This is a genomic window from Neorhizobium descurainiae (assembly GCF_051400715.1).
Taxonomy (GTDB): domain Bacteria; phylum Pseudomonadota; class Alphaproteobacteria; order Rhizobiales; family Rhizobiaceae; genus Neorhizobium.
The window spans coordinates 113601-139359 of record NZ_JBLFFK010000007.1 but is presented as its reverse complement, the minus strand read 5'-3'; the positions used below and the strand labels follow the sequence as shown (position 1 = coordinate 139359).

Here is a 25759-nt window from a genome sequence, read left to right as displayed (position 1 = left end):
GGATCAGTTACCTTCCTTGCGGTTCTCGAAAAATGTCGAGCGACGGCCGCGCAAGATGATGTCGAATTTGTAAGCTCTCATGTCATGAGGAATTGTGTTCTGCATGTCGAGAGCGGCGATCAGGCCCTTGATGGCGTTCTCGTCCGGAATGGTCTTCACGATGGGACAAATCCAGATCATCGGATCGCCCTCGAAATACATCTGGGTGATCAGGCGCTGCGCGAAACCGTGGCCGAAGACCGAGAAATGTATATGCGCCGGACGCCAGTCGTTGACGCCGTTCGGCCACGGATAGGGCCCCGGCTTGATGGTCTTGAAGAAATAGCCGCCGTTCTCGTCGGTGACCGTGCGGCCGAAGCCGCCGAAATTCGGATCGAGCGGCGCGAGATAGGTTTCCTTCTTGTGGCGGTAGCGGCCGCCGGCATTGGCCTGCCAGAATTCGACGAGCGCACCCGGCACGCCGACGCCGCGTTCGTCCAGCACGCGGCCGTAGACGAGGATGCGTTCGCCGATCGCCATCTCGCCGGGCTTGGCGTAGTTGACGATCAGGTCGTTGTCGAATTCGCCGATGATGTTATGGCCGAACACCGGGCCGGTGATCTCGCTCTTGGTGCCCTCGAGCGAAATCAGCGCGCGCTGAGGCGAGCGCAGCACGGAGGTCTTGTAGCCCGGCGTGAATGCCGGCGGATGCCATTCCCGGTCACGGGGAAAGAAGGGTGTCGTTTCAGGCAGTATGTTCTTCATTTTTGCTCTCCCGCGGAATCGACCGCGTCCATTTCGGCATAAGTGGCCTTGGCGACCTTGAAGGCATGGTTGGCGGCCGGAACCCCGGCATAGATCGCCACATGCAGCAGGGCTTCGCGGATATCGTCCTTTGTCGCACCCGTGTTGGCGGTCGCGCGAATATGCATGGCGACCTCGTCATATTGGCCGAGGGCGGCAAGCAGCGCGATCGTCACCATGGAGCGCTCGCGCTTGGTCCAGTTGGGGCGCGACCAGACCGTGCCCCAGGCGCCTTCGGTGATGAGCTCCTGGAACGGCTGGTCGAACGGGGTCTGGTTCTTTTGCGCCCGGTCCACATGCACGTCGCCCAGCACGGAGCGGCGCGTCTTCATGCCCTGGGCGTAACGTTCCGACGGTGCGGAATTGTCGGCCATGTCTATTCCTCAAGTTGTTCGATGAAGCCGCGAACCAACGCAGCATGGGCGGCAGGCGCCTCGACGCATGGGATATGCGCGGCGTCCTCGATGATCTCAAAGCGGGAGCCGGGAATGAGACCGGCAAGCGACTTGACCAGATCCGGCGGCGTGGAACCATCTTCTTGGCCGGCGATGCAGAGTGCCGGCACGGCGATCTTCTTCGCAGCTTCGGTGAAATCCGCGTCGCGGATAGCCGCGCAGGTGCCGCTGTAGCCAAGGGCCGGCTGGCGCACGAGCATGTTGCAATAGCCCTGGTAGGCGGCATTCGCCGGCTTGCGGAACGGCGCGGTGAACCAGCGTTCCATGATCGCATCGAGAATGCTGCCGATGCCATTCTCTTCCACAGCGGCGATACGCGCCGCCCACATCCCGGCTGTGCCGATCCTGTGCGCCGTATTGGAGAAAATGAGCGCCTTCACGAGGTCCGGACGCTTCTCGTAAAGCCCCAGCGCGATTAGCCCGCCGACCGACAGGCCGCAGACGATCACGTCGGAAAGCTCGAGATGATCCAGCAGGCCGGCGAGATCGGCTGCATGATCCTCGATCGAATAAGGCGGGTTGCCGAGACCGGAAAGCCCGTGGCCGCGCTTGTCATAGGTGAGGATCGTGTGGTCCTCGGCAAGCTTGGGCAGTTCGTTATGCCAGATGCGGCTGTCCGTTCCGAGCGAATTGATGAAGACGATAACGGGCTTGCCGTCGCCTGCGCGGCGGATGTCGTAATGGATGACAATCCCGTTGATGTGTACAAACTGCATCCGCGCCTCCTCACACATTTGTAGATTGCACTAGTTTCCGGTTAGGTAAAATGATATTTCGGCGTAATCTCCTAACCGCAAGGTTATTTGATCTTGATCAACTCCCGAGTCAAGTTTCGGCATCTGCATACATTCGTCGAGGTCGCTCGGCAAAAAAGCGTCGTCAAGGCTGCCGAAATCCTCAACGTCAGCCAACCGGCCGTTACCAAGACCATCCGCGAGCTCGAAGAGGCGCTTGGCGTTTCCGTCTTCGAGCGCGAAGGCCGCGGCATCCGCATCACGCGTTACGGCGAAGTCTTCCTCCGCCATGCGGGCGCGGCGCTGACGGCGCTTCGCCAGGGCATGGACTCGGTTTCCCAAGAACTCTTCGACGCCGCTCCGCCCGTCCGCATTGGCGCACTTCCCACCGTCTCCACCCGGGTCATGCCGCGCGCCATGACGTTGTTCCTTGCGGAAAACACGGGCAGCCGCGTGAAGATCGTGACAGGGGATAATGCCGTTTTGATGGAGCAGCTGCGGGTCGGCGATCTCGATCTCGTCGTCGGACGCCTGGCGCCACCGGAAAAGATGACCGGACTTTCCTTCGAACACCTCTATTCCGAACAGGTGGTGTTTTCCGTCCGCAACGGTCATCCGCTGCTTGAGGCCAAACAGTCGGTTTTCGAGGGGCTCGCGGATTATCCGGTGCTGATGCCGACGCGCGGCTCGATCATCAAGCCCTCGGTCGAGCAGTTCCTGATCGCCAACGGCGTGGCGGGCCTGCCGATCCAGGTGGAAACGGTGTCGGATGCCTTCGGCCGCGCCTTCGTGCGTTCGAGCGATGCGATCTGGATCATTTCGGCGGGCGTCGTCGCCGCGGATATCGAGGACGGCCTTCTCGCGATCCTGCCGATCGACACGAGCGAGACCCGGGGACCTGTGGGACTTACCATGCGGGCCGACGCCCATCCGCCGGCTCCGCTTTCCATTCTCATGCAGACCATCCGCCAGGCAGCGACAGAGATCATGCGGGGGCGGTGATCCGAGCTCAGCCTGCCCGAAGCTCCGGGAACTTTCTGTTCAGCTCGCCCGCCGAGGCGATCACCGTATCCTCGGCGCGCAGCGTCACGGAAATGTTGTCGGCGACGTTCAGCGTCTCCTCGAAATGCACGGGCATCTTCTCGCCGCTCTGGCGCACCAACGTCGCTTCGTTGCGGAAACCCTGCTTCAGCAGCCAGTCGCGCGGCGCGGTCAGGCTCACCGCCACCCGGAAAGCGCCGTCGTCTTCCCTGCGCGCCTTCAGTTTGTAAGTCACGGGCGACCGGCTGCCGGCGATGTCGATCTGCCCGGGATAGCCGGCTTCCTTCAGATGTTCGGTCATATGCCGCTGCTCCTTTCCGTTCGGTGGGCCTGAGGGAGAACCGGTGCCTATCCGCTTTGTTCCGTCTGAAAGAGCCCTTGGCGATCAACACCGGTTGACGCCTGTCAACCACCGTGATCGAAAGAGCCGCTTATCGGCCAAGCGGAGGAAGACGATGAAGGACCGGGAATTGCTGCAAGCGTTGTTCGGCGCTGCCGTGAAGGCGGCCGATCCGCTGACCGGAATTCGGAAGCATCTGCCCTCCCCGCCAAGGAACGGCCGCACCGTCGTCATCGGTGCCGGCAAGGGCGCCGCCCAGATGGCGGCAGCCCTCGAAAGCGTCTGGCCGGAACCGCTCACCGGCGTCGTCGTCACCCGCTATGGCTACGGATGCGAAACGAAATCGATCGAGATCCTCGAAGCCTCGCATCCGGTGCCGGATGCGGCAGGCCTTGCCGGAGCAAGGCGGCTGGTCGAGACCATGTCCGGCCTTTCCGAAAACGATCTCGTCATCGCGCTGATCTGCGGCGGCGGCTCGGCGCTCCTTCCCGCTCCACCGGAAGGCCTCACACTCCAAGACGAGATCGCGCTGAACGAGACGTTGCTTGCCTCCGGTGCACCGATCTCGGCCATGAACGTCGTGCGAAAGCACCTTTCGACCATCAAGGGCGGCAGACTTGCAGCCGCCACGAAGGCTCGTGTCGTCAGCCTGATCGTTTCCGACATTCCCGGCGACAATCCGGCCTTCGTCGCCTCCGGGCCGACCATTCCGGACGTCACGACGCGGCAGGATGCGCTCGCCATCGTCGAGCAGTACCGGCTGAACCTGCCGGAGGCGATGATCGCCCATCTGAATTCGCCGGCCGCCGATGCGCCGCAGCCGGACGATCCGGTCTATGCCCGCCACGAACATCATGTGATCGCGTCCGCCGGCGTGTCGCTGGAGGCCGCCGCCGAGGTCGCCCGCGCCCGTGGCGTGACACCTTATATCCTTTCCGATTCCATCGAGGGGGAATCCCGCGACGTGGCACTGGTACATGCGGCACTCGCCCGCGAGATGAGTTCACGCAACCGCCCCTTCGCCAAACCGGCCGTGCTGCTTTCCGGCGGCGAGACGACGGTGACGCTGAGGAGCAAGGGGGGCAAAGGGGGCCGCAACGGTGAATTCGCGCTGGCCCTGGCGCTGGCGATCGACGGCTACGGAATTACGGCGCTGGCCGCCGATACGGACGGGATCGACGGCTCCGAAGCCAATGCCGGCGCCTTCGCCGACGGCACGACAGCGCGCCGGCTTCGGGCTGCGGGCTTCGACGGGAGAAAACTGCTCGACGGCAACGACAGCTTTTCGGGATTTGCGGCAATCGGTGACGTGTTCACCACTGGGCCAACGGGAACGAATGTCAACGATTTCCGGGCGATTTTGGTGAGGTAGGCGGCAAGCCCTCCCGTGTTAAAGGAACGTGGACCCGTTGAGGCTCACTCCCACTTCTCCCGTCGGATGAGAAGTGGGAGCAAATGGCGGGTGAACTACTGCAGCTGCGGCTTCCGCAAAAAATCGTTCCGATCGGCGGATTTGACCCTCAGCCAGGCCTCGCGGCCATCGCGCAGGATGCGCATCGGGATTTCCGATCCCGGCGGGCCGCTTTCCCAGATCTTGCGATAGAAATCCGCAAGCCCGTCGACCTCGCCGTCGCGGATTTCCGAAATGACGTCGCCGCGCCTCAAGCCTGCCTTCGCGGCGGGGCCGTTTTCCGTCACGCTCATGACGACGACTTCGCCGTTGCTTTCAGCCGAAAAAGCCCCGAGCCAGGGCCGCGGCGGCCGGTTGAACTCGCCGCGATGAAGCAGATCGTCGAGGATAGGCCGCAGCAGATTGATCGGCACGGCCATGTTGATGTCGGCGATCTCGCCGCCGCGGCTCATCTGCAGGCGCAGCGAACCCACACCCAGAAGCTTGCCTTCCGCGTCGATCAGCGCCGCGCCACCCCAGGACGGATGCGCAGGCGCGATGAAGATCGCCTCGTCCAGCAGGTATTCCCAATAACCGGCGAATTCCTGCTTGGCGACGATATTGCCGCGCAGATACTGGCCTTCGCCATCGGCAAAGACGATCGGGTCGCCGATCGTGGCCGATGCCGAATCGCCCATTTCCAGCGCCGGAAGATCAAGCGGGGCGAGCGCCTGCACGAGGCCGAAGCCGCTCTCCTGGTCGTAGGCCAACGCATGGGCGGGCACGACGCGACCGTCATGACGCGTCAGCCAGACTTCCTCTGCCTCGGTAATGAGATAGCCGATCGTCAGCACCAGTCCGTTGTCGCGAATGACGACGCCCGACCCTTCCCGGCGGACGCCGAGCGTATCGGCCGTGAAGGCGTTTTCCGGAATTGAGGCTCGCACGGCCACGATGGACCGCAAAATTCTCTCGATATCCATGATGCAAATCCTGATGAGGCGATACGTGGCTCACGAGGCCCGCCGGGGTCTGCAGAACCGAACGTATCGTACCTTTAAGGTATGAATATGAACGGTTCGGTGCAAGGGGATGGGACTGGGCGGTGTGCTTTGGAACGCCTATGCTCACCGGTTCGTAGACGTTTTCTCCGGCTTCCGCTAATGGCTGGAGCAACAATACAACCGGAGAACGGAATGCCGGAGCAGGATGTCATCGTCGTGGGCGCGGGTTTCACCGGCCTCACCGCCGCATTGGAACTCGCGCATGCAGGTTTGGACGTTCTGCTGCTCGAGGCGCGCGATCGCGTCGGCGGCAAGGTCGAGTCCGAGGTGCTGCCGGACGGCACCCGCATCGATACCGGCGGACAATTCTTTTGCCGCGACATGCCGGAGCTGATGGCGCTTATCAAGGCGCACGGCAAAACGCCGGTGATGACCTATGCGGAGGGCAACACCGTTTTCCGGCCACCCCTTCCGCCGCAAAAGGGATATGATCTCTGGCGCCAGGTGGACGCATTGCGCGACCGGATGATCGCCACCGATCCCGATGATCCCGAGCTCTCGGATCTCACCGTCGCCGACTGGGTCGCCCGGCAGGACATCCCCGCGGATGTTGCAAAAAGCTTCCTGCGCCTGGTGAAAGGTCTGTGGTGCCGGTCGCCCGACGAGATTGCCTTCACCTATCTCGCCTCGAACGACCGGCGCATCACCAATACCCATTCGGAAATGGAAATGTTTCTGGGCGGCACCGCGCATGCGCTTGCCGACGAGCTTGCCGCAAAACTCGGCAACCGGCTGAAGCTGAACACCGCCGTCTCCCGCATCGATCATTCCGCCGGGGGCGTCGAGATCTGGAGCGGCGCGCAGCGGTTCTCCGCCGGCAGGCTGCTCCTAGCCCTGCCGCCCGTCACGGTTCGCAAGCTCGTCTTTTCCCCTGCCCTTCCCGCCCACGTGGACCAGGCTTTGCGGGCCTGGGCTCCCGGTTATGCGATCAAGGTGCAGGTTAGCTACGCCAAACCTTTCTGGCGCGACCTCGGGCTGAACGGCACGGTGATGTGGCAGGAGCCGCAGGGTCTCTACGCCTGCGATACGAGCCGCGGCGATTATGCGGGTCTTGTCATGTTCATCGGCGGACCACTGGCGCTGCAATGGCACGGCAAGCCATTGGAAGAGCTGCGCGGCTTCGTTCGGGAACGGCTCATCGATGCTCTCGGCGAGCCGGGCGGGGACATGCGGGATATCCACGTTCGGGACTGGATCGACGATCCCTGGAGCAGTGGGGCCTATAGCGACGTCATCGTCGATCCCGACGCCCGCGATGCGGAAGACGTGCTCAACGCCGGGGTGCCGCCGATCCATTTCGCCTCGTCGGAGCTCGCAATATCCTATCCGGGTTATATCGAAGGCGCCATCGTGGCGGGCAGGCAGGCCGCCGCACGGCTTCTTCGAATTGGGGGCTGATCGATCAGCGTTTCCGATCCTTCGCGGCTTCTTTTTCATTGGCATGAATCGGCAAGGCCGGCATGATCGGCCCATGATCAGAAAGCAATCCCTCGACACCTTCGCCGTCACGGCGATGCTCATCCTCTGCTCTCTCTGGGCCCTGCAGCAGATCGCGATCAAGGCGATCATCCCGGACGTGCCGCCGTTCTGGCAGGCGGGCATCCGGTCGCTCGGCGCCGCCATCGTGATCGCGGGCTGGTTCCGTTATGCCCGGCTGACGTGGACCCGGGGCCTTTTCTGGCCGGGCCTTCTGGTCGGCACGCTCTTTTCGGCGGAATTCGGGCTCCTCTACGTCTCGCTCGGATATACCGATGCAGCGCGCGCCGCGCTGCTGCTTTACACCGCCCCGTTCGTCGTCGCGATGGGCGCGCATTTTCTGATGCCCGGAGAACGGCTGTCGATCGCGGGTTGGATCGGTATCGTCATTGCCTTCATCGGCACCGGGCTGGTGCTGCGGGCATCCGTTTCCGTCGACAGCCAGAAATTTTTCGGCGATGCCTGCGCGCTTGGGGCTGGAATCCTTTGGGGCCTGACGACGCTCGCCATCCGCATGACCGGTCTGGCGCAGGCCCCCGCCTCGCAGACACTGCTCTACCAGCTCGCCGTATCCGCCGTGCTGCTGACGGCAGCGGCCTTTCTTTTTGAGGGACCGCCTGTCATGCCCGGTTCCCTCATGGCCTGGTCGTCGCTGGCCTATCAGACGGTCATCGTCGCGGCGCTCTCCTTCCTGGCCTGGTTCGCCTTGATCGCCCGCTACTCCGCGACCAAGCTTTCCGTCTTCACCTTCCTTACGCCGCTGCTGGCCGCGCTTGCGGGCATCGTGCTGCTCGGCGAGCGGATCGACGGGCACCATGTCCTGGCGCTCGTCTGCATCGTGGCGGGCATCGTCGTCGTCAATATCTATGGCCATCGGCGAGCGCCGGCGGGGGGCGTCCGAGAGAAGCCATGAAAACCGGAAAGGTGCATTCTGCCGAATGTAGCGTCGGGATACCGATGGAAGATGAATTTCCTGTCGACAACACGTATGCAAATATGTTTTCAGCATGAGCATGCGCCGCAGAGACGGCAGATGATGGTGAGAATGGAACCGGCAGAAAACGACATTCCCCGTGTACGCGGCTCGGGCACCCAGAGCGTCTATACGATCCTGCGCCGGGAAATCCTCGCCATGACGCTGCCGCCGGGAAGCCCCCTGGATGAGGTCCGCCTTTCGGAGCGGTTCGGCATGTCCCGCACGCCGATCCGGGAGGCGCTGCTGAGGCTCTCCGGCGAGGGCCTGGTCACGACGCTTCCAAACCGCAACACGATCGTCGCGCCGATCGATTTCGCCTCGCTGCCCACCTATTTCGACGCGCTGACGCTGATGTATCGCGTCACCACCCGTGGCGCTGCGATCCACGGTTCTCTGGAGCTCATGGCCGATATCCGCAGACGGCAGGAGGAATTCGCCGCGGCCGTCGATGCGCATGACGCCTTCGCGATGATCGAGGCGAACCGCGAATTCCACGTCGCCATCGCCGAACTCGCCGGCAATTCCTATTACACGACCTTCTTCACCCGGCTTCTCGATGAAGGGCGGCGCATCCTGCGTCTTTATTACCGCACCTTCGACGACCGCCTGCCGCGCCAATATGTCGATGAACACGAGGAGATGATCGCAGCGATAGAGGCCCGGGACATCGAAAAAGCCGATCGCCTGGCCGTCCGGCACGCCGCCCAGATCGTCAGGCAGATTCAGGATTACATCGCCCGCGATCTTGCATATCCCCTCGATCTTTCGGCCACCTGAACCCGCATCTTCCGCATTTGTCACACAGGATAACGTCATGAACAACCCTTCGGTGGACGCCGTCGTCATCGGGACAGGCATCATCGGCGCGATGGCGGCGCATTATCTGCGGGAAGACGGGCGCACGGTTTTGATGATCGAGCGCGGCGAGGTGGCGAGGGGCGCCAGCAGCGGCAATGCCGGCATCCTCGCCTTTCCGGAAATCATCCCGATCGCGGCACCCGGCATGATGTGGAAAGCGCCGAAATGGCTGCTCGATCCGCTCGGCCCCTTGAGCCTTCCGCCTTCCTATGCGCTGAACATGGCGCCGTGGCTGTGGCGCCTGTGGCGCGCCAGCGCCCGCCCGGCCTTCGAACGCACGGTCGCGATACACGCCGGGATCATGCCGCTGGCGCGCAGCGAAATGCTGCGGGTCATCGAACGCGCCGGCCTCAAGGCGATGGTGAGCCGGACCGGCACGCTCGATCTCTATGACAGCGAAGCGAGTTTCGATGCGGCCGCCGCCGACTGGGCGGCGAAGCGGAGGGCAGGCTTCGAGTTCAGGCGGGTGGGCCGCAGCGAGATCGACGCCCTCCAGCCCGGGCTCGCACCGCAATTCCGGCACGGCATGTTCACGCCTGACGGCCTGCAGGTCTCCGACCCTTACGAATTCACCAAGGCGCTCGTGGATCATGTCATCGCACGCGGCGCCTCGATCCGGATCGGCGAAGTGACGGGCTTCGAGCCGACCGCGACAGGCGCCCGCGTGATGCTGGCAGATGGCTCAGCCTTCGAAGCGAAGACCGTGGTGCTCGCCGGTGGCGCCTGGTCGAAGGCGATCGCCGCAAGTCTCGGCGACCATGCGCCGCTTGAAACCGAGCGCGGCTATAACACGACCCTGCCGCCCGGCGCATTCCCGCTGCAGCGCCAACTCTACTTCAACAACCATGGCTTCGTGGTGACGCCGCTCTCCTCCGGCATCCGAGTGGGCGGGGCGGTCGAGCTCGGCGGGCTCAGGATGCCGCCGAACTACAAGCGCTCCGAAGCCATGCTGAAGAAGGCGAAGGATTTCCTGCCGGACCTGAAGACCGAAGGCGGGCGGCAATGGATGGGCTTTCGCCCGTCCCTGCCCGATTGCCTGCCCGTCATCGGCCCGTCGGGCGCAACGCCGGCGGTAATCTACGCCTTCGGCCATGGGCATCTCGGCCTGACGCAATCGGCAGCGACCGGCCGGCTGGTCGCGGATATCGCGGCAGGGCGGCCATCCTCCCTCCCCATCGAACCGTTCCGCATCAGCCGTTTCCGTTGATCTTTCTAGCAACACGGGTGTCGGATTAGCGTACTCAAATGTCATGTCGACAAACTAAATACAAACCTGTATAGACCTTTTCCAGAGCGAAAAAGGAACCGGACATGTCCTGGCCTCACCCCGTCCAGAGGATTGCCGATGACGAGCGGCAGCAGCGCCTTCGGCGGCTGCAGGCTGCGCTCGCGGAAAGGAGATTCGGCGGCCTGCTGCTCGGCTCGACGGAAAGCCTGCGTTACTTCACCGGCCTCGAATGGCATCCGAGCGAGCGGCTTGTCGGCGCGCTGGTGACGCCGGATTCGGTCACCTATATCGCGCCCGGCTTCGAGCGGAGCCGCGTCGAGACCCTGCCGCACCTGCCCGGCGAAATCGTCGTCTGGCAGGAGGATGAGTCGAGCGCCGCCTTGGTCGCCTCGCTTCTGCCCGCGGACGCGAAGCTCGCGCTCGACGACGCCCTGCCGCTCTTCGTCTGCCATCAGCTCGCTGCGGTTTTCGGCGCGGACCGGCTCGCAGATGGGGGCCGGCTGGTCCGCGACCTCAGGCTGCGTAAGTCGAAGGCCGAGATCGCTCTCATCCAACATGCGATGAACCTGACGCTGGAGGTCCACCGCCGCGCGCATGCCTTCATCAAGCCGGGCGTCAGGGCCTCCGAAGTCGTTCTCCATATCGACGAACAGCACCGGGCGCTTGGCGCCGAGGGCGGCTCATCCTTTTGCATCGTCTCCTTCGGACTGGCGACCTCGCTACCCCATGGTGCCGATGGCGACCAGGTCTATGCGCCGGGCGATGTCGTGCTGGTCGATACCGGCTGCCGGCTCGACGGCTATCATTCGGACCTCACCCGCACCTATGCGCTGGAGGAGCCGACGCGGGAATTCTCGGATGCCTGGGCGATCGAGCGCGAGGCGCAACAGGCCGTTTTCGATGCCGCCCGTCCGGGCGCCACCTGCGGCAGCCTCGACGACGCGGCCCGCCTCGTGCTTGCCAAGCACGGGCTCGGGCCGGATTATGTCCTGCCCGGCCTGCCGCATCGCGCCGGCCACGGGCTCGGCCTGGAAATTCACGAGGACCCCTATCTGGTGCGCGGAAATTCGACCGTATTGGAGCCCGGCATGTGCTTCTCCAACGAGCCGATGATCGTTTTTCCCGATCGGTTCGGCATCCGCCTCGAAGATCATATCCACATGACCGAAACCGGGCCGCAATGGTTCACGCAGCCGGCCAAGAGCCCGACCGAACCCTTCGCGTGACAAGAATTGCGGCGAGCGCGCACAGTATGATCCATCAACCAGAGGAGTTCCTGCGATGACAACCGGCTGGACCGGGGTTTTCCCCGCGGTGACGACACAATTCAACGAGGACTTCTCCGTCGACCTCAAGGCGACGCAGGGCGTGCAGGACGCGCTGGTGCGTGATGGCGTCAATGGTCTCATCGTCATGGGCACCTGCGGCGAGAACAATTCGCTCGACCCGGAAGAGAAGCGCACCATCCTGAAGGCCGCCGTCGAGGTCGTGAACGGCCGTGTGCCGGTCGTGACCGGCGTTTCCGAACTCGACACCCGCCGCGCCGTCGCCTATGCGAAGGATGCCGAAAAGCTCGGCGCCGACGGCCTCATGGTGCTGCCGGCCATGGTCTACGTGCCGAAGCCGGAAGAGCTCGTCGCCCATTTCAAGGCGGTTGCCGAAGCGACCTCCCTGCCGATCATGCTCTACAACAACCCGCCGGCCTATCGCGTCAACATCGGAGTCGACGTGCTGCGCCAGCTGGAAGACGTGCCGAACATCAAGGCCGTCAAGGAAAGCGCGCCGGATCCACGCCGCTTCACCGATCTCATCAACGCCTTCGGCGACCGGTTCGACATCTTCGCCGGTCTCGACGACGTAGCGCTCGAAGGCCTGATGCTCGGCGCCAAGGGCTGGGTCTCCGGCCTCACCAGCGCCTTCCCGCAGGAATCCGTGGCACTGGTGGCCGCCGCGGCCCGGAGCGACTGGGAGGAAGCCCGCCGCATCTATCGCTGGTTCATGCCGCTGCTTCACCTCGACGCCGAGCACGACCTCGTCCAGTCGATCAAGCTTGCCGAGCAGATCATGGGCCGTGGCTCCGAGCGGGTCCGCATGCCGCGCATGCCGCTTTCCGGCGCCCGCCGCGCGGAAGTCACCGCCATGGTGGAGAAGGCGGCCGCGACCCGGCCGACATTGAGCAGGAGGGCTGCTTGAAGCGGCTCGACGTAAATCTGATCTTTTTGGATGCCGGGTCTTGCGCCCGGCATTTTTCATTTGCCGGTCACTGCCCCTGCCCCTGCCCCTGACCCTGCCCCGGCTCGTTGCTCTGGTCGAGCACGCGGGTAAGGCTGAGCGCGACGAGCGTGCAGATCGCGCCGGAGATCAGGTAGCCGCCGATGAAGATGATGCCGAAACTGCTGGCGAGCCCGAGCGCCACCAGCGGCGCAAAAGCCGCGCCGACCAGCCAGGCGAGATCGGAGGTGAACGCCGCCCCGGTATAGCGGTAATATTGCCCGAAGCGGGAGGAAACGGCACCCGAGGCCTGGCCGAAGGAAAGACCAAGGATCGCGAAGCCGATGATGATGAACGCGGCCTGCCCCGTGCCGCCGGCATCCAGCAGGAAGGGCGCGGAGAACGAGAAGATGGCGATGATGACCGCGCCGATCATCAACTGGCTGCGCCGGCCGATGCGATCGGCGATGACGCCCGAAAGAACGATGCCGCCAGCCCCGACGACGGCCCCCGCCACCTGGGTCCAGAGGAATTCCGCTGCCGATTGCCCGCCATGAAGCGTCACCCAGCTCAAGGGGAAGATCGTCACCAGGTGAAACATGGCGAAGCTGGCAAGCGGCGCGAAGGCGCCAAGCACCACGTCATGGGCATGCTTGCTCAGCATTTCGAAGACCGGACGCGGTTGCAGCTCGTTGGCTTCCAGCGCCGAGCCGAACTCCTTGCTGGCGACGATGCGCAGACGGGCGAAGAGCGCCACCACGTTGATCGCGAAGGCGACGAAGAAGGGATAGCGCCAGCCCCAGGAAAGAAAGTCCTCTTCCGAGAGATTGGCGACGAAATAACCGAACAGGATGCTCGCCAGCGCAAAGCCGATAGGCGCACCGAGCTGCGGTATCATCGCATACCAGCCGCGGCGGTTGGGCGGCGCATTGAGGTTGAGCAGCGAGGCAAGCCCATCCCAGGCACCTCCAAGCGCAAAACCCTGACCGAGCCGGAACAGCGCCAGAAGTGCCACCGCCCAATACCCGATCGTCTCATATCCCGGCAGGAAGGCGATCGACGCCGTCGAGCCGCCGAGGATGAAAAGCGCGATCGTCAGCTTGGTGCCGCGCCCGTAGTTGCGGTCGACCCACATGAAGACGAAGGACCCGACCGGCCGTGCCAGGAAGGCCAGCGGAAAGATCGCGAAGGACATGAGGGTGGCCGCCACCGGACTTGGCGCGAACGGAAATATGAGCTTCGGGAAAACGAGCACGGAACCGAGGCCGTAGACGAAGAAATCGAAGAACTCCGACATGCGGCCGATGATCACACCGAGGGCAATGCTGCCCGGCGAAACCGGCTTGTCGTCATGAATGCGACGGGCGTCCCGTTCCATGCCTGACGATGTGGGGTTGACGACCGTACTCATGCATTCTTTCTCCTGGCGGGAATCTGCTCCCTGATTAGATGTTGATCAAACACCCGCAGAGATCAAGGAATTTGCGGTAAAAAAGCCTATCCGCGACTTTTGGCGGTCCCTCTGGTCGGAGCGGCATCGCGTCCTAGATTGTCGGTTGGCGAACATTGGTGCCATGCGTTTCGGTGGCGCGGGACAACGATTGAAGACGGCAGGGCGGCTTTTTGCTGCACTGCGACAGATTGTTGCACTGCGACGAACGACCTCATTCCGGCCGATGGCTTGCCGCGATTAGTGGGCAGTAGACAAAACGCAAATTCGAGCCCGAGATGCACACTCCGTTGAAATTCGCCGCCCGGCTGTTCGTTCTCCTGCCTGTTCTGGCGCTCGCCGGATGCAACATGGTCGTCATGTCGCCTTCCGGCGATATCGCCGCGCAGCAGCGAGATCTGATCGTCGTCGCTACGGTTCTGATGCTGCTGATCATCGTGCCTGTGATCTTTCTCACGCTGTTCTTCGCCTGGCGGTATCGCGGCTCCAATAGGACGGCCCCCTACGATCCCGAATGGCACCATTCGACCCGGCTCGAAGTGATCATCTGGTCGGCGCCGCTCGCCATCATCATCGCGCTCGGCGCCGTCACCTGGATCAGCACCCACAAGCTCGATCCCTACCGACCTCTCGACCGGATCGACGCCGAACGTGCCATCCCGGCCGAGGCAAAGCCGCTGACGGTCGAAGTGGTGGCGCTCGACTGGAAATGGCTGTTCTTCTATCCGGACTACGGGATTGCCACCGTCAACGAGATGGCCGCCCCCGTCGACGTGCCGATCAATTTCAAGATCACCGCGTCTTCGGTCATGAACGCCTTCTACATTCCGGCGCTTGCCGGCATGATCTATGCCATGCCCGGCATGGAGACGAAACTTCACGCCGTCATCAACAAGGAAGGCGAGTTCGAGGGGTTTTCCGCCAACTACAGTGGTGACGGCTTCTCCCACATGCGCTTCAAGTTTCACGGACTGCAGCAGGCGGGTTTCGACGAATGGGTCGAACGGGTGAAGGGGCAAGGCACCGCGCTCAACCGCGACGCTTACCTGAAACTGGAAAAGCCGAGCGCCAAGGAGCCGGTCCGCTATTACGCCAGCGTCGAGAACGGGCTTTACAATGCCGTGCTCAACATGTGCGCCACGCCCGGCAAGATGTGCATGAACGAGATGATGCATGTCGACATGATGGGCGGCGGCGGCCGTGAAAGCCATGAGAACCGCGGCCGGCTGGAATATGACAGCCGCCACAATGTCGAAAGTTCACCGGGCGCGACCTTCCCGGCCAGCGGCGAGCCGGCCCGCACCCAGGAGCCCAGAGAGGGCGTCGACGGTCAGCCGCCAGCCGATCCGCAATCGATGAACCACGACATGAACAACATGCACCAGAGCCACCCGGCCCCAGACGGCAATCAGGGCGGACCGGCGCCGAAGCAGCTCAATCCCGACACTCCCACACCGCCTGCATCGCAGCCCTGAGCCCGTATTCGGCAAGATTTTGGATAGACCCATGTTCGGCAACAGCACATTGACGGAATTCATCTTCGGGCGGCTCAGCCTCGAAGCCATCCCTTATCACGAGCCCATTCTCGTCGTGACCTTCCTCGCCGTGGCGCTGGGCGGCATCGCCATTCTGGCGCTGATCACCAGGTACAGGCTCTGGGGCTATCTCTGGAACGAATGGTTCACCAGCGTCGATCACAAGAAGATCGGCATCATGTACGTGGTGCTGGCAATCGTCATGCTGCTGCGCGGCTTTGCCGACGCGATCATGATGCGCGTTCAGCAGGCGATCGCCTTCAACGGATCCGAGGGCTATCTGCCGCCGCACCACTACGACCAGATCTTCACCGCGCATGGCGTGATCATGATCTTCTTCATGGCCATGCCCTTCGTCACCGGGATGATGAACTATGTCGTGCCGCTGCAGATCGGCGCCCGTGACGTCTCCTTTCCGTTCCTCAACAACTTCTCCTTCTGGATGACGACGGCGGGCGCGATCATCATCATGCTGTCGCTCTTCGTCGGGGAATTCGCCCGCACCGGCTGGCTCGCCTATCCGCCGCTGTCGGGCGCCGATTACAGTCCGGGCGTCGGCGTCGACTATTACATCTGGGGCCTGCAGGTGGCCGGCATCGGCACGACGCTTTCCGGCATCAATCTCATCGCCACGATCGTGAAGATGCGCGCGCCCGGCATGACGTTCATGAAAATGCCGGTCTTCACCTGGACCTCGCTCTGCACCAACGTGCTGATCGTCGCGAGTTTCCCGATCCTGACCGCCACGCTCGCACTGCTTTCGCTCGACCGTTACGCGGGCACGAACTTCTTCACCAACGACCTGGGCGGCAATCCGATGATGTATGTCAACCTCATCTGGATATGGGGTCATCCGGAGGTCTACATCCTCGTGCTGCCGGCTTTCGGCATCTTTTCGGAAGTGGTGGCCACTTTCTCCGGCAAGCGCCTCTTCGGCTACGCCTCGATGGTCTATGCGACCTGCGTCATCATGATCCTCTCCTATATCGTCTGGCTGCACCACTTCTTCACCATGGGCTCGGGCGCCTCGGTGAATGCCTTCTTCGGCATCACCACGATGATCATCTCGATCCCGACGGGCGCGAAGATGTTCAACTGGCTTTTCACCATGTATCGCGGGAGGATCCGCTACGAGGTGCCGATGCTGTGGACCGTCGGCTTCATGGTGACCTTCGTCATCGGCGGCATGACCGGCGTCATGCTGGCCATCCCGCCGGCCGACTTCGTGTTGCACAACTCGCTCTTCCTGATCGCCCATTTCCACAACGTCATCATCGGCGGCGTGGTCTTCGGCCTGCTGGCGGGCGTGAACTACTGGTATCCCAAGGCCTTCGGCTACAAGCTCGATCCCTTCTGGGGCAAGATGAGCTTCTGGTTCTGGCTGATCGGCTTCTACGTCGCCTTCATGCCGCTCTACGTGCTCGGTCTGATGGGCGTCACCCGCCGCGTCGGCCAGTTCGAGGATCCTTCGCTGCAGATCTGGTTCGTCATCGCCGCCGCCGGCGCCGTGCTCATCGCGCTCGGCATCGCCTCCTTCATCATCCAGCTCGTCGTCAGCTTTTTGAAACGCGATCAGCTGCGCGATACGACCGGCGATCCCTGGGACGGCCGCACCTTGGAATGGTCGACCTCCTCGCCGCCGCCGGACTACAATTTCGCCTTCACGCCCGTCGTCCACGACCACGACAGCTGGTACGACATGAAGAACCGCGGCTACGAGCGTCCGCTCGGGGGCTTCAAGCCGATCCACATGCCGAAGAACACCGGAACCGGCGTCATCCTCGCCGCGATCAGCGTCGCCTTCGCCTTCGGCATGATCTGGTACATGTGGTGGCTGGCGGCTCTGTCCTTCGTCGCCATGATCGCGATCGCGATCGGCCATACCTTCAACTACAGCAGAGATTTCTACATCCCCGCCGAAACCGTGACCGCAACAGAGGACGCGCGCTCGAAACTGCTCGCGGAGCGGACCTGAGATCATGAGCGAAACTCAAGTTCAAGAAACCGAAAAGCCGGAATTCTACCTGACGGAAGAGCATCATCCGGAAGGCAGCACCATGCTGGGCTTCTGGCTGTACCTGATGAGCGACTGCCTGATCTTCGCCGTCCTCTTCGCCACGCACGGCGTGCTTGGCCGCTCCTACGCCGCCGGCCCCTCCCCGACCGACCTTTTCGACCTGCCGCTCGTCGCCATCAATACGACGATGCTGCTCCTCTCCTCCATTACCTACGGTTTCGCGATGCTGCAGATGGAGCGGAACGCCAAGGCGGAGACGCTGTTCTGGCTCGGCGTGACCGGCCTCTTCGGCGCGGCCTTCCTCGGGCTTGAGCTCTACGAGTTCTACCACCTCATCCAGGAAGGAGCCGGACCGACGCGCAGCGCCTTCCTCTCCTCCTTCTTCACACTGGTCGGCACCCACGGCCTGCACGTGACCTTCGGCATCATCTGGCTGATCACGCTGATGGTGCAGGTCTCGATGCATGGACTGATTGCGGAAAACAAGCGCCGGCTGATGTGCCTGTCGATGTTCTGGCACTTCCTCGACGTCGTCTGGATCGGCGTCTTCTCCTTTGTCTATCTGATCGGATACCTCGGATGAGTTCGCAACCGCACGCCCCCGCCCATGAAGATGCCCACAACGTCCACCATGGGCACAGCAACGGCCACGAGGCCGGCCACGGCACGCTGAAAAGCTATCTGATCGGCTTTTCGCTTTCCGTCATCCTGACGGCCATCCCCTTCTGGCTCGTCATGGGCGGCGTCTTCGACAGCAAGCTTTTGACCGCCTTCTTCGTCATGGGCCTCGGGGTCGTACAGATCGTCGTGCACATGATCTTTTTCCTGCACATGAACCCGCGCTCGGAAGGCGGCTGGACGATGATGGCGCTGATCTTCACGCTGGTGCTCGTCGGCATCACGCTCGCGGGCTCGCTCTGGGTCATGCATCACCTCAATGCAAACATGATGCCCATGTCGCCGGAGATGATGAAGAACATGCCCTGACGGTGAGGAGGGTAGGCTGATGGCCCTCGACCAACCTGCAACCGGCGAAAGGGCGGACGCAAAGCCCGCCCGCTCTCGCCTCCTTTTCGCAGCGGGCATGCTGCTCCTGACCGTCGTCTTCCTGGGCCTCGGCACCTGGCAGGTGCAGCGGCTGTTCTGGAAACTAGACCTGATCGCCCGCGTCGACGCGCGGGTGAATGCGCCGCCGGTGCCCGCGCCGTCATCGTCTGCCTGGCCGGCGATCAACGCTGACAACGACGAATACCGCCGAGTCACGGCGGCGGGGGTTTTCCGTCACGACAAGGAGACCCTGGTTCAGGCGGTCACCGAGCTTGGCGCCGGTTTCTGGGTCCTCACGCCGCTCGAACCGGCGGACGGAACGACGATCCTCATCAATCGCGGCTTCGTGCCGGCAGACAGGCGGGATCCGCAGACCCGCGCAGAGGGAGAGATTTCCGGAAATGTCCGGGTCACCGGCCTTTTGCGGATGCCCGAGCCTGACGGTGCTTTCCTGCGCTCGAACGATCCTGCGAACGGCCGCTGGTATTCACGCGATATTACGGCGATCGCCGCCGCCAAAGACCTCGCCGGTGCCGCACCCTATTTCATCGATGCGGACACGACGCCCAATCCGGGCGGGCTTCCCGTCGGTGGGCTGACGGTCGTTCGTTTCCGCAACAGCCACCTCGTCTATGCGATCACCTGGTATCTGCTCGCTGTGATGAGCGCCGGCGCGGCTTGGGCGATCCACCGCAAGCGGATCGGCTGAACCGACGGGCGCGGCGGTCCCAATTCACTTCTCCAAGTAATTTCTAATTTTTTGGGTGGCGGGCTGGAACTTGTGCCCTAGCTACCGCAGTGCACCATCGCAGATGGAGCACCTGGGAGGACCGATCGGGAGGATCTCCAACCGGAACAGGAGAAGGCTTGATGACCAAGACCGTTTTGAATGCCGTTGGTGACACGTTGTACTACAGCGGCACCTCAACTGCCTGGTTTTCCGCGACGGGCTCAGGGCCGACGCTGAACGGAACTGCCGGTAACGATTCGATATGGGGCGACAGCTCCGTGAACGTGACGATGAAGGGCGGCACGGGCGACGATATCTACTATCTCTATTCCAGCATCAACAAGGCTTATGAAGCTCCGGGGGCCGGGATCGATACCATCGATACCTGGATGAGTTATACGCTTCCCGAGAACTTCGAGAATCTCCGGGTGACCGGCGACAATCGCTTCGCATTCGGCAACGATGCCGACAACATCATTTCCGGAGGATCGGGACGGCAGACAATCGACGGCGGGGACGGCAACGACGTCCTGACCGGCGCAGGCGGTGCCGACACCTTCATATTCACCCGCGGCAACGGCAGCGATCTGATCACCGATTTCGGGCCGGACGACACCATTCGACTGAATGAATACGGCTTCACCTCCTTCGATCAGGTTCGCAGCCATCTTACACAGGAAGGAGCCGATCTGCGGCTCGATCTCGGCAGTGGTGAGAGCCTGCTTCTTGCCGACACCGCGGTCGACGATCTCAGCGCCGACCAGTTCGAACTCAGTCTCGATCGTTCGGCGCTGACGCAGACATTCTCCGACGATTTCGACTCCCTCTCGCTCCACGACGGCACGAGCGGCACCTGGGACGCCAAATTCTGGTGGGCGCCTGAAAGCGGAGGCTCACTGCATACCAACGGCGAGCAGCAGTGGTATATCAACCCGTCCTATGCCCCGACCGCTTCGGCAAATCCGTTCTCGATCAACAACGGCGTCTTGACAATCACCGCCGAAGCGACGCCGGAGGCGATTGCCGACGAGGTCGGCGGGTACGATTATGTCTCGGGCCTGCTCAATACCCATTCCACTTTCGCTCAGACCTACGGCTATTTCGAAATCAGGGCCGACATGCCCGATGATCAGGGTGCCTGGCCGGCCTTCTGGCTGCTTCCGCAAGACGGGTCCTGGCCGCCGGAACTCGACGTGGTGGAAATGCGCGGGCAGGATCCGAATACGGTCCATGTTTCGGCGCATTCCAACGAGACCGGCGAAAAGACCACCCAGACCTCAGCCGTCAAGGTGCCCAGCACGGAGGGGTTTCATACCTACGGGATGCTGTGGGATGAGGATCAGATCGTCTGGTATTTCGACGATGTCGCCGTTGCCCGGGCGGATACGCCGGCGGACATGCACGACCCGATGTATATGCTGGTGAACCTGGCGATAGGTGGCACCGCCGGAACTCCAGGCGCGGACTTGGCGGACGGGGCGGAAATGAAGATAGACTACATCGCCGCGTATTCGCTTGACGACCATGCCGCACCGGCGACATCGGTGGACCAATCGACAAGCGATTGGTTGATTTAGAGTTCCGATTATTATCCCCCTGTGGGCTAGGACGAGCTCGGGAGGGCGTACGCGCCCTCCTGATCGCAGCCGGCCTGCCTTGGTTATTGGCGCCTTTCGACGTAGTCGCTCCTGACGATGCCGTGACGCTGGAGCTTGTCGTAGAAGGTCTTGCGGGGAATACCGAGCGCGGCAATCGTCTGCTGCACATTGCCGTCGAACGATGTCAGCGTTTCGCGAATGATGTCGGCCTCGTAGCGCTCCAGGCGGTCCGGCAGGGAGACGGCATCGCTCCTGATATCGGCCCGTGGCGTCGACAACCCGACGGGCTCCACACCCAGGACGATCCGTTCGGCGAAATGCGAAAGCTCGCGGACATTTCCCGGCCAATCATGCTCACGCAGATACCTGCCGACCGCAGGGGTTGTCACCGGCACATCGCGATCGAAGCGGCGCGCTGCGCGTTCCGCGAAATAGTTAAACAGGAGGGGCACGTCGTCACGCCGTTCCCGCAATGGCGGAATGGCGAGCGTGACGACATTCAGCCGATAATAGAGATCTTCGCGAAAGGTCTTCCGCTGTTCGGGGTCAGCGAGATCGATCTTGGCGGCAGCCACGACGCGCAAATCCACCGGCCGCACTTCATTGGTGCCGAGCGGAGTCACTTCCCGCATCTCGAGGACCCGCAGCATCTGGACCTGAGTGGAAGGCGGCATGCTCTCGATCTCGTCGAGGAAAAGCGTCCCACCGCTCGAATGCTCTATCCGCCCGATCCGCTTCTTCTGCGCCCCGGTGAAGGCGCCGGGCTCATGCCCGAAAAGTTCGCTCTCAATGACCTGCTCGGGCAAGGCGCCGCAATTGAGCGCGACGAAATTGCCTTTGGACCGGCGGCTCCATCCGTGCAGCAGGCTTGCAACCACTTCCTTGCCGCTTCCCGTCTCACCCGTCACCAGCACGTCGACATCCGTATCGGCAATCTGCCGGAGCATATGACGCAGGCGCTCCATGACGGATGTCTGACCGATGAGAGGCAGGCCCTGCTCCGCCTGTTGCGCGGCATCCCTGAGGCGACGATTTTCGATGACGAGGCTGCGTTTTTCCGCCGCACGCCGGACACATTGGACGAGCCGCTCGGTCGCAAATGGCTTGGCGATGAAGTCATAAACCCCATCCTGGATGGCTTTGACGGCCATCGGGATATCGCCATGACCGGTCATCAGGATCACCGGCAATTCGCTGTCGAGGCGCCGAATCCGCTCGAACATCTGCAAGCCGTCGATCCCCGGCATACGAATGTCCGAGACCACGACCCCTTCGAAGCTCCCGTCGAGTTCTGCAAGCGCCTGCGCAGCGGAGGTGAAGAGCGAGACATCGAGCCCTGCGAGTTCCAGGGTCTGACCCGTCGCCCTCAGCAAATCCTTATCGTCGTCAACAAGAAGGACCGGTATCGCCATGTCAGTCTGCCTTTTTCAATTGAACCATGAAACGCGTTCCACCCTCTCCGCTCTCGACCTCGATATGGCCTCCGTAATCGGTCACGATATCCTTCGAAATCACCAGGCCGAGTCCCAGGCCTTGCTCCTTTGAGGAGTTGAACGGTTCGAAGAGCTCATTCAGGACGTCCGGCGGAATCCCAGGCCCACTGTCGGCGACGGTAACGGTGATCCACTCCCGTGAAGCCTCCACCGAGACGCTGACACCGCCTTTGTCCTGCGCCTCTATCGCCTCCAGCGCATTCTGGAAGAGGTTGATGAAGACCTGCTCCAGCCGCAATCGGGTGCCCAGCACCTTCATGCCCTCGGGGATCGGTCCGACCCTCAGCATCTCCAGCCTTCCGGTGAAGCGGCTGCGCAGCAGCAGCAAGGCACCCTCGATGACGTCCCGCAATTCGACGGGCTCGGGCGCCGTACGGCCCTTGCGGGCAAGCGCCTTCAGGTCCTCGGTGATCGCCCCTATCCGCTCCGTAAGGCCGGCGATAAGATCAAGGTTCTCCGCGACCGGCCTGGTCTGCTGTCGTTCGAGAAAGACTTTGGAATTGTCGGCGTAGGCACGGATCGTTGCGACGGGCTGGTTGATTTCATGCGCGACACCCGCCGCCACCTGTCCGAGGATCGCCAGCCGGTTGGCATTCACAAGATCCTGCTGGACCACCTGAAGCTGCGCCTCGGTCACACGATGATTGGTGATTTCCGCCTGCAGCCTGTCGCGGGCAAGGCTGAGATCCCGCGTCCGCTCCGAAACCCGGCGCTCCAGCTCTTCGCGTGCCATCTGTTCCCGGACGATCACCATCCGGGCCGTCTGACGCCGACGCAACCAGACCGCTGCAGCAGCCATGAGCAGCAGCAAGGCGACCACCGCAATCAGCCTCGCCTCCCGCATCGCGCCGGCAAGCGGCGCATCGATCGGCAGCAGATACTGGAACGACCAGGCGGTCGAGGCAACCGGAACCGCAATGCGCAGGTAGTTGGCCGCGCTGTTGCCCGGAGGAACGGCGCGAATGATGGAGGCATCCGGCGCGAGCGTCTCGGCCGCCGAGAAAGGCAGGGGCAGCAATGGAGCATCGCCGAACTGCAGGCTTTCGCGGATGGCGGAGAGGTTTTCCGCGGCGAGCGCTTCGGTCGTCATGAATCGCCAGGACGGGATGCTGGTGATCAGCACGACATGATTGTCGTCCACCACGAAAGCCGGACGTTGCGCATCCCGCCAATCGCGTTCGAGCTGTTCGAATTCCATCTTGACCACGACGACGCCGAGGGGCGCGGACGCAAGGCCGACCCTCTGGGAAATGTAGAGCCCGGGCCGCTTGCTGACGGTGCCGAGCGCGAAATGTTCCGCCGTGCCATTCTGCATAGCGCCGGAGAAATAGCTGCGGAAGGCGTAATCATTGCCGACGAAGCTCGTCGCCTCGCGCCAGTTGCTGGCGGATATGGTGACGCCGTCAGGCCCGACGACATAGAGGACCGAGGCGTTGGTGCCGGCGACGAGGTTTTCGAGCTTGCGGCTCAACGCTTCCCTCTTTTCCTGGGAAGCATCGGACAGCGCCTCGGCCACGTCCCGGTCATGGGAGAGCAGCAAAGGCAGCGCCCGCGGTCGCTCGAGCACGGCGCGCAACAGTGCGACCTTCAGATTGGCATCGGTACGCCCCTGCACTTCCAGCGCCGACAGAGCCGATCCGCGAGCATAAACGCCGACGACGTAAAGAGTTGCCGTGCAGATCGCCAGGGCAGCAAGCGCGAAGGCAATCCAGCCGCGGCGCGCTCTGCGAACCAGTTCCTTCTCATCGGCAACGGGGAGGCCTTCTCTCATCCGCGATGTTGAGCATAAATCCGCACATTCTTCAAATCACAATGTGCGGCAGTCCGCACGTCCTGTTTGATCCGAAAAATCGAATCTTCAATAAAAGCCTTTCAAGTCAATAAATTATGCCAAAATTTTCGATCTGGCACGCAGCTTGCCACTCCATCTGCCGACAACGCAAACTCGGCCCCCGGGAAGAGCCAAATCCTTGGTTGGGGGCGATGGAGGGAGATCATGAACCTTACACCCGCATCCACGCAGCCGCGTGAACATCTGTCGTTTTACCGGCATCTCTACGTGCAGGTCATCGTCGCGATCGTCGCGGGCATCCTGATCGGCCATTACTATCCCGATTTCGGCACAACACTGAAGCCGCTCGGCGACGCCTTCATCAAGCTTGTGAAGATGATCATCGCGCCGGTCATCTTCCTGACGGTGGCAACCGGCATCGCCGGTATGGCGGACCTCAAGAAGGTTGGCCGCGTCGCGGGCAAGGCGATGATCTATTTCCTCACCTTTTCAACGCTGGCGCTCGCTGTCGGCATGATCATCGCCAATGTCGTCCAGCCGGGCGCCGGCATGCACATTTCGCCGGCTTCGCTGGATGCCAATGCCGTATCCGCCTATGCGACGAAAGCGCATGAATCGTCGATCACGGGCTTTCTGATGAACATCATCCCGGAGACGATCGTCGGCGCCTTCGCACAGGGCGACATCCTGCAGGTCCTGTTCTTTTCGGTGCTGTTCGGCATCGCGCTTGGCATGGTCGGCGACAAGGGCAGGCCCGTCCTCGATTTCCTCAACGCCCTTACGGCCCCGATCTTCAGGCTCGTCGCGATCCTCATGAAGGCCGCGCCGGTCGGCGCCTTCGGCGCCATGGCGTTCACGATCGGCAAATACGGCATCGGCTCGATCGCCAACCTCGCCTTCCTGATCGGCACCTTCTACGTCACCTCGCTGCTTTTCGTGCTGGTCGTGCTCGGAGCGGTCGCGCGCTATAACCGCTTCTCGATCCTGGCGTTGATCCGCTACATCAAGGAGGAACTGCTCCTCGTGCTCGGCACCTCCTCCTCGGAGGCGGCCCTGCCGGGCCTCATGCAGAAGATGGAACGGGCCGGCTGCAAGCGCTCGGTCGTCGGATTGGTGATTCCGACGGGATATTCGTTCAACCTGGATGGCACCAACATCTACATGACGCTTGCTGCCCTGTTCATCGCCCAGGCGACGGATACACCGCTCTCGTTCGGCGACCAGATCCTTTTGCTTCTGGTGGCGATGCTGAGCTCCAAGGGTGCCGCCGGCATCACCGGCGCCGGTTTCATCACGCTGGCAGCGACGCTTTCGGTCGTGCCCTCGGTCCCGGTCGCCGGCATGGCGCTCATCCTCGGCATCGACCGCTTCATGTCGGAATGCCGGGCGCTGACGAATTTCGTCGGCAATGCGGTTGCGACCATCGTGGTCGCCCGGTGGGAAAACGAACTCGACGAAACCATGCTCGCGGATGCCTTGTCGGGACATACCGCGGCGGAGCCCGCGCCCTCCCCGACGCTTCAGGCGGCGGAATAATCCTC

The 25759-nt window shown here is 62.6% G+C and carries 23 protein-coding genes; 15 read left to right on the top strand and 8 right to left on the bottom strand.

Annotation, left to right across the window (positions count from 1 at the left end):
• Positions 1–3 precede the first annotated feature (3 nt).
• Genes pcaH through pcaD form a run of 3 tightly spaced genes read right to left on the bottom strand, consistent with a single transcriptional unit; the run spans position 4 to position 1954 of the window.
• Positions 4–744: a protocatechuate 3,4-dioxygenase subunit beta gene (gene pcaH, locus ACMGE0_RS14605; protein WP_436816592.1), complete on the bottom strand. Its 741-nt coding sequence runs from the start codon at positions 742–744 to the stop codon at positions 4–6.
• On the bottom strand, positions 741–1157 hold the full coding sequence (gene pcaC, locus ACMGE0_RS14600) for a 4-carboxymuconolactone decarboxylase (protein WP_436816591.1): 417 nt from the start codon (positions 1155–1157) through the stop codon (positions 741–743). The genes pcaH and pcaC overlap by 4 nt, the downstream gene beginning before the upstream one ends.
• Positions 1158–1159: 2 nt before the next feature.
• Complete coding sequence (pcaD, locus tag ACMGE0_RS14595; protein WP_436816590.1) at positions 1160–1954, bottom strand: 3-oxoadipate enol-lactonase; 795 nt, start codon at positions 1952–1954, stop codon at positions 1160–1162.
• A gap of 93 nt (positions 1955–2047) precedes the next feature.
• On the opposite strand from pcaD, the gene pcaQ reads away from it, so the two are divergent.
• Positions 2048–2974 carry a pca operon transcription factor PcaQ gene (gene pcaQ / locus ACMGE0_RS14590; protein WP_436816589.1) on the top strand — a complete coding sequence of 309 codons (927 nt, stop codon included), beginning with the start codon at positions 2048–2050 and terminating at the stop codon, positions 2972–2974.
• 7 nt (positions 2975–2981) lie between these two features.
• On the opposite strand, the gene ACMGE0_RS14585 is transcribed toward pcaQ, so the two are convergent.
• Entirely contained in the window at positions 2982–3314 is a 333-nt protein-coding gene (locus tag ACMGE0_RS14585; RefSeq protein WP_436816588.1) for a hypothetical protein, read from the bottom strand.
• Between the two features lie 154 nt (positions 3315–3468).
• Between ACMGE0_RS14585 and ACMGE0_RS14580 the strand changes: the two genes are divergently transcribed.
• Positions 3469–4725 carry a glycerate kinase type-2 family protein gene (locus tag ACMGE0_RS14580; RefSeq protein ID WP_436816587.1) on the top strand — a complete coding sequence of 419 codons (1257 nt, stop codon included), beginning with the start codon at positions 3469–3471 and terminating at the stop codon, positions 4723–4725.
• 95 nt (positions 4726–4820) lie between these two features.
• Here ACMGE0_RS14580 and ACMGE0_RS14575 read toward each other — a convergent pair whose 3' ends face one another.
• Positions 4821–5726: a S1C family serine protease gene (locus tag ACMGE0_RS14575; protein WP_436816586.1), complete on the bottom strand. Its 906-nt coding sequence runs from the start codon at positions 5724–5726 to the stop codon at positions 4821–4823.
• 213 nt (positions 5727–5939) lie between these two features.
• Between ACMGE0_RS14575 and ACMGE0_RS14570 the strand changes: the two genes are divergently transcribed.
• From ACMGE0_RS14570 to ACMGE0_RS14545, 6 genes are all read left to right on the top strand, one after another.
• Entirely contained in the window at positions 5940–7205 is a 1266-nt protein-coding gene (locus ACMGE0_RS14570; protein ID WP_436816585.1) for a flavin monoamine oxidase family protein, read from the top strand.
• Positions 7206–7278: 73 nt separating this feature from the next.
• Positions 7279–8196, top strand: coding sequence for a DMT family transporter (locus ACMGE0_RS14565; protein WP_436816584.1), 918 nt, complete (start codon positions 7279–7281; stop codon positions 8194–8196).
• A 123-nt stretch (positions 8197–8319) separates the two neighbouring features.
• Complete coding sequence (locus ACMGE0_RS14560) at positions 8320–9036, top strand: GntR family transcriptional regulator (protein ID WP_436816729.1); 717 nt, start codon at positions 8320–8322, stop codon at positions 9034–9036.
• A gap of 37 nt (positions 9037–9073) precedes the next feature.
• Positions 9074–10324 carry an NAD(P)/FAD-dependent oxidoreductase gene (locus ACMGE0_RS14555; protein ID WP_436816583.1) on the top strand — a complete coding sequence of 417 codons (1251 nt, stop codon included), beginning with the start codon at positions 9074–9076 and terminating at the stop codon, positions 10322–10324.
• Positions 10325–10428: 104 nt separating this feature from the next.
• Positions 10429–11571, top strand: coding sequence for a M24 family metallopeptidase (locus ACMGE0_RS14550; RefSeq protein WP_436816582.1), 1143 nt, complete (start codon positions 10429–10431; stop codon positions 11569–11571).
• 55 nt (positions 11572–11626) lie between these two features.
• Positions 11627–12538, top strand: coding sequence for a dihydrodipicolinate synthase family protein (locus ACMGE0_RS14545; protein WP_436816581.1), 912 nt, complete (start codon positions 11627–11629; stop codon positions 12536–12538).
• A gap of 67 nt (positions 12539–12605) precedes the next feature.
• Here the strand turns inward: ACMGE0_RS14545 and ACMGE0_RS14540 are convergent, their stop codons facing one another.
• A complete protein-coding gene (locus ACMGE0_RS14540) occupies positions 12606–13967 on the bottom strand; it encodes an MFS transporter (RefSeq protein WP_436816580.1) in 1362 nt (453 codons plus the stop codon).
• Between the two features lie 317 nt (positions 13968–14284).
• Here ACMGE0_RS14540 and cyoA point away from each other — a divergent pair, with 317 nt between their 5' ends.
• The 6 genes from cyoA to eglC all read left to right on the top strand — a co-directional run bounded on the left by cyoA (position 14285) and on the right by eglC (position 20912).
• Positions 14285–15481, top strand: a complete 1197-nt coding sequence (cyoA, locus tag ACMGE0_RS14535; protein WP_436816579.1) for a ubiquinol oxidase subunit II — start codon at positions 14285–14287, stop codon at positions 15479–15481.
• Between the two features lie 31 nt (positions 15482–15512).
• Positions 15513–17516, top strand: a complete 2004-nt coding sequence (gene cyoB / locus ACMGE0_RS14530) for a cytochrome o ubiquinol oxidase subunit I (RefSeq protein ID WP_436816578.1) — start codon at positions 15513–15515, stop codon at positions 17514–17516.
• A gap of 4 nt (positions 17517–17520) precedes the next feature.
• On the top strand, positions 17521–18141 hold the full coding sequence (gene cyoC, locus ACMGE0_RS14525; protein ID WP_436816577.1) for a cytochrome o ubiquinol oxidase subunit III: 621 nt from the start codon (positions 17521–17523) through the stop codon (positions 18139–18141).
• A complete protein-coding gene (gene cyoD, locus ACMGE0_RS14520; RefSeq protein WP_436816576.1) occupies positions 18138–18545 on the top strand; it encodes a cytochrome o ubiquinol oxidase subunit IV in 408 nt (135 codons plus the stop codon). The genes cyoC and cyoD overlap by 4 nt, the downstream gene beginning before the upstream one ends.
• Before the next feature lie 19 nt (positions 18546–18564).
• Entirely contained in the window at positions 18565–19314 is a 750-nt protein-coding gene (locus ACMGE0_RS14515; protein ID WP_436816575.1) for an SURF1 family protein, read from the top strand.
• Positions 19315–19475: 161 nt separating this feature from the next.
• Positions 19476–20912, top strand: a complete 1437-nt coding sequence (gene eglC, locus ACMGE0_RS14510) for an endo-1,3-1,4-beta-glycanase EglC (protein WP_436816574.1) — start codon at positions 19476–19478, stop codon at positions 20910–20912.
• Positions 20913–20995: 83 nt separating this feature from the next.
• On the opposite strand, the gene ACMGE0_RS14505 is transcribed toward eglC, so the two are convergent.
• A complete protein-coding gene (locus ACMGE0_RS14505) occupies positions 20996–22345 on the bottom strand; it encodes a sigma-54-dependent transcriptional regulator (RefSeq protein ID WP_436816573.1) in 1350 nt (449 codons plus the stop codon).
• Between the two features lies 1 nt (position 22346).
• On the bottom strand, positions 22347–24197 hold the full coding sequence (locus ACMGE0_RS14500; protein ID WP_436816572.1) for a sensor histidine kinase: 1851 nt from the start codon (positions 24195–24197) through the stop codon (positions 22347–22349).
• A gap of 225 nt (positions 24198–24422) precedes the next feature.
• On the opposite strand from ACMGE0_RS14500, the gene ACMGE0_RS14495 reads away from it, so the two are divergent.
• Positions 24423–25754 (top strand): dicarboxylate/amino acid:cation symporter, encoded by a 1332-nt coding sequence (locus ACMGE0_RS14495; RefSeq protein WP_436816571.1) that lies wholly within the window; start codon positions 24423–24425, stop codon positions 25752–25754.
• Positions 25755–25759: the final 5 nt, after the last annotated feature.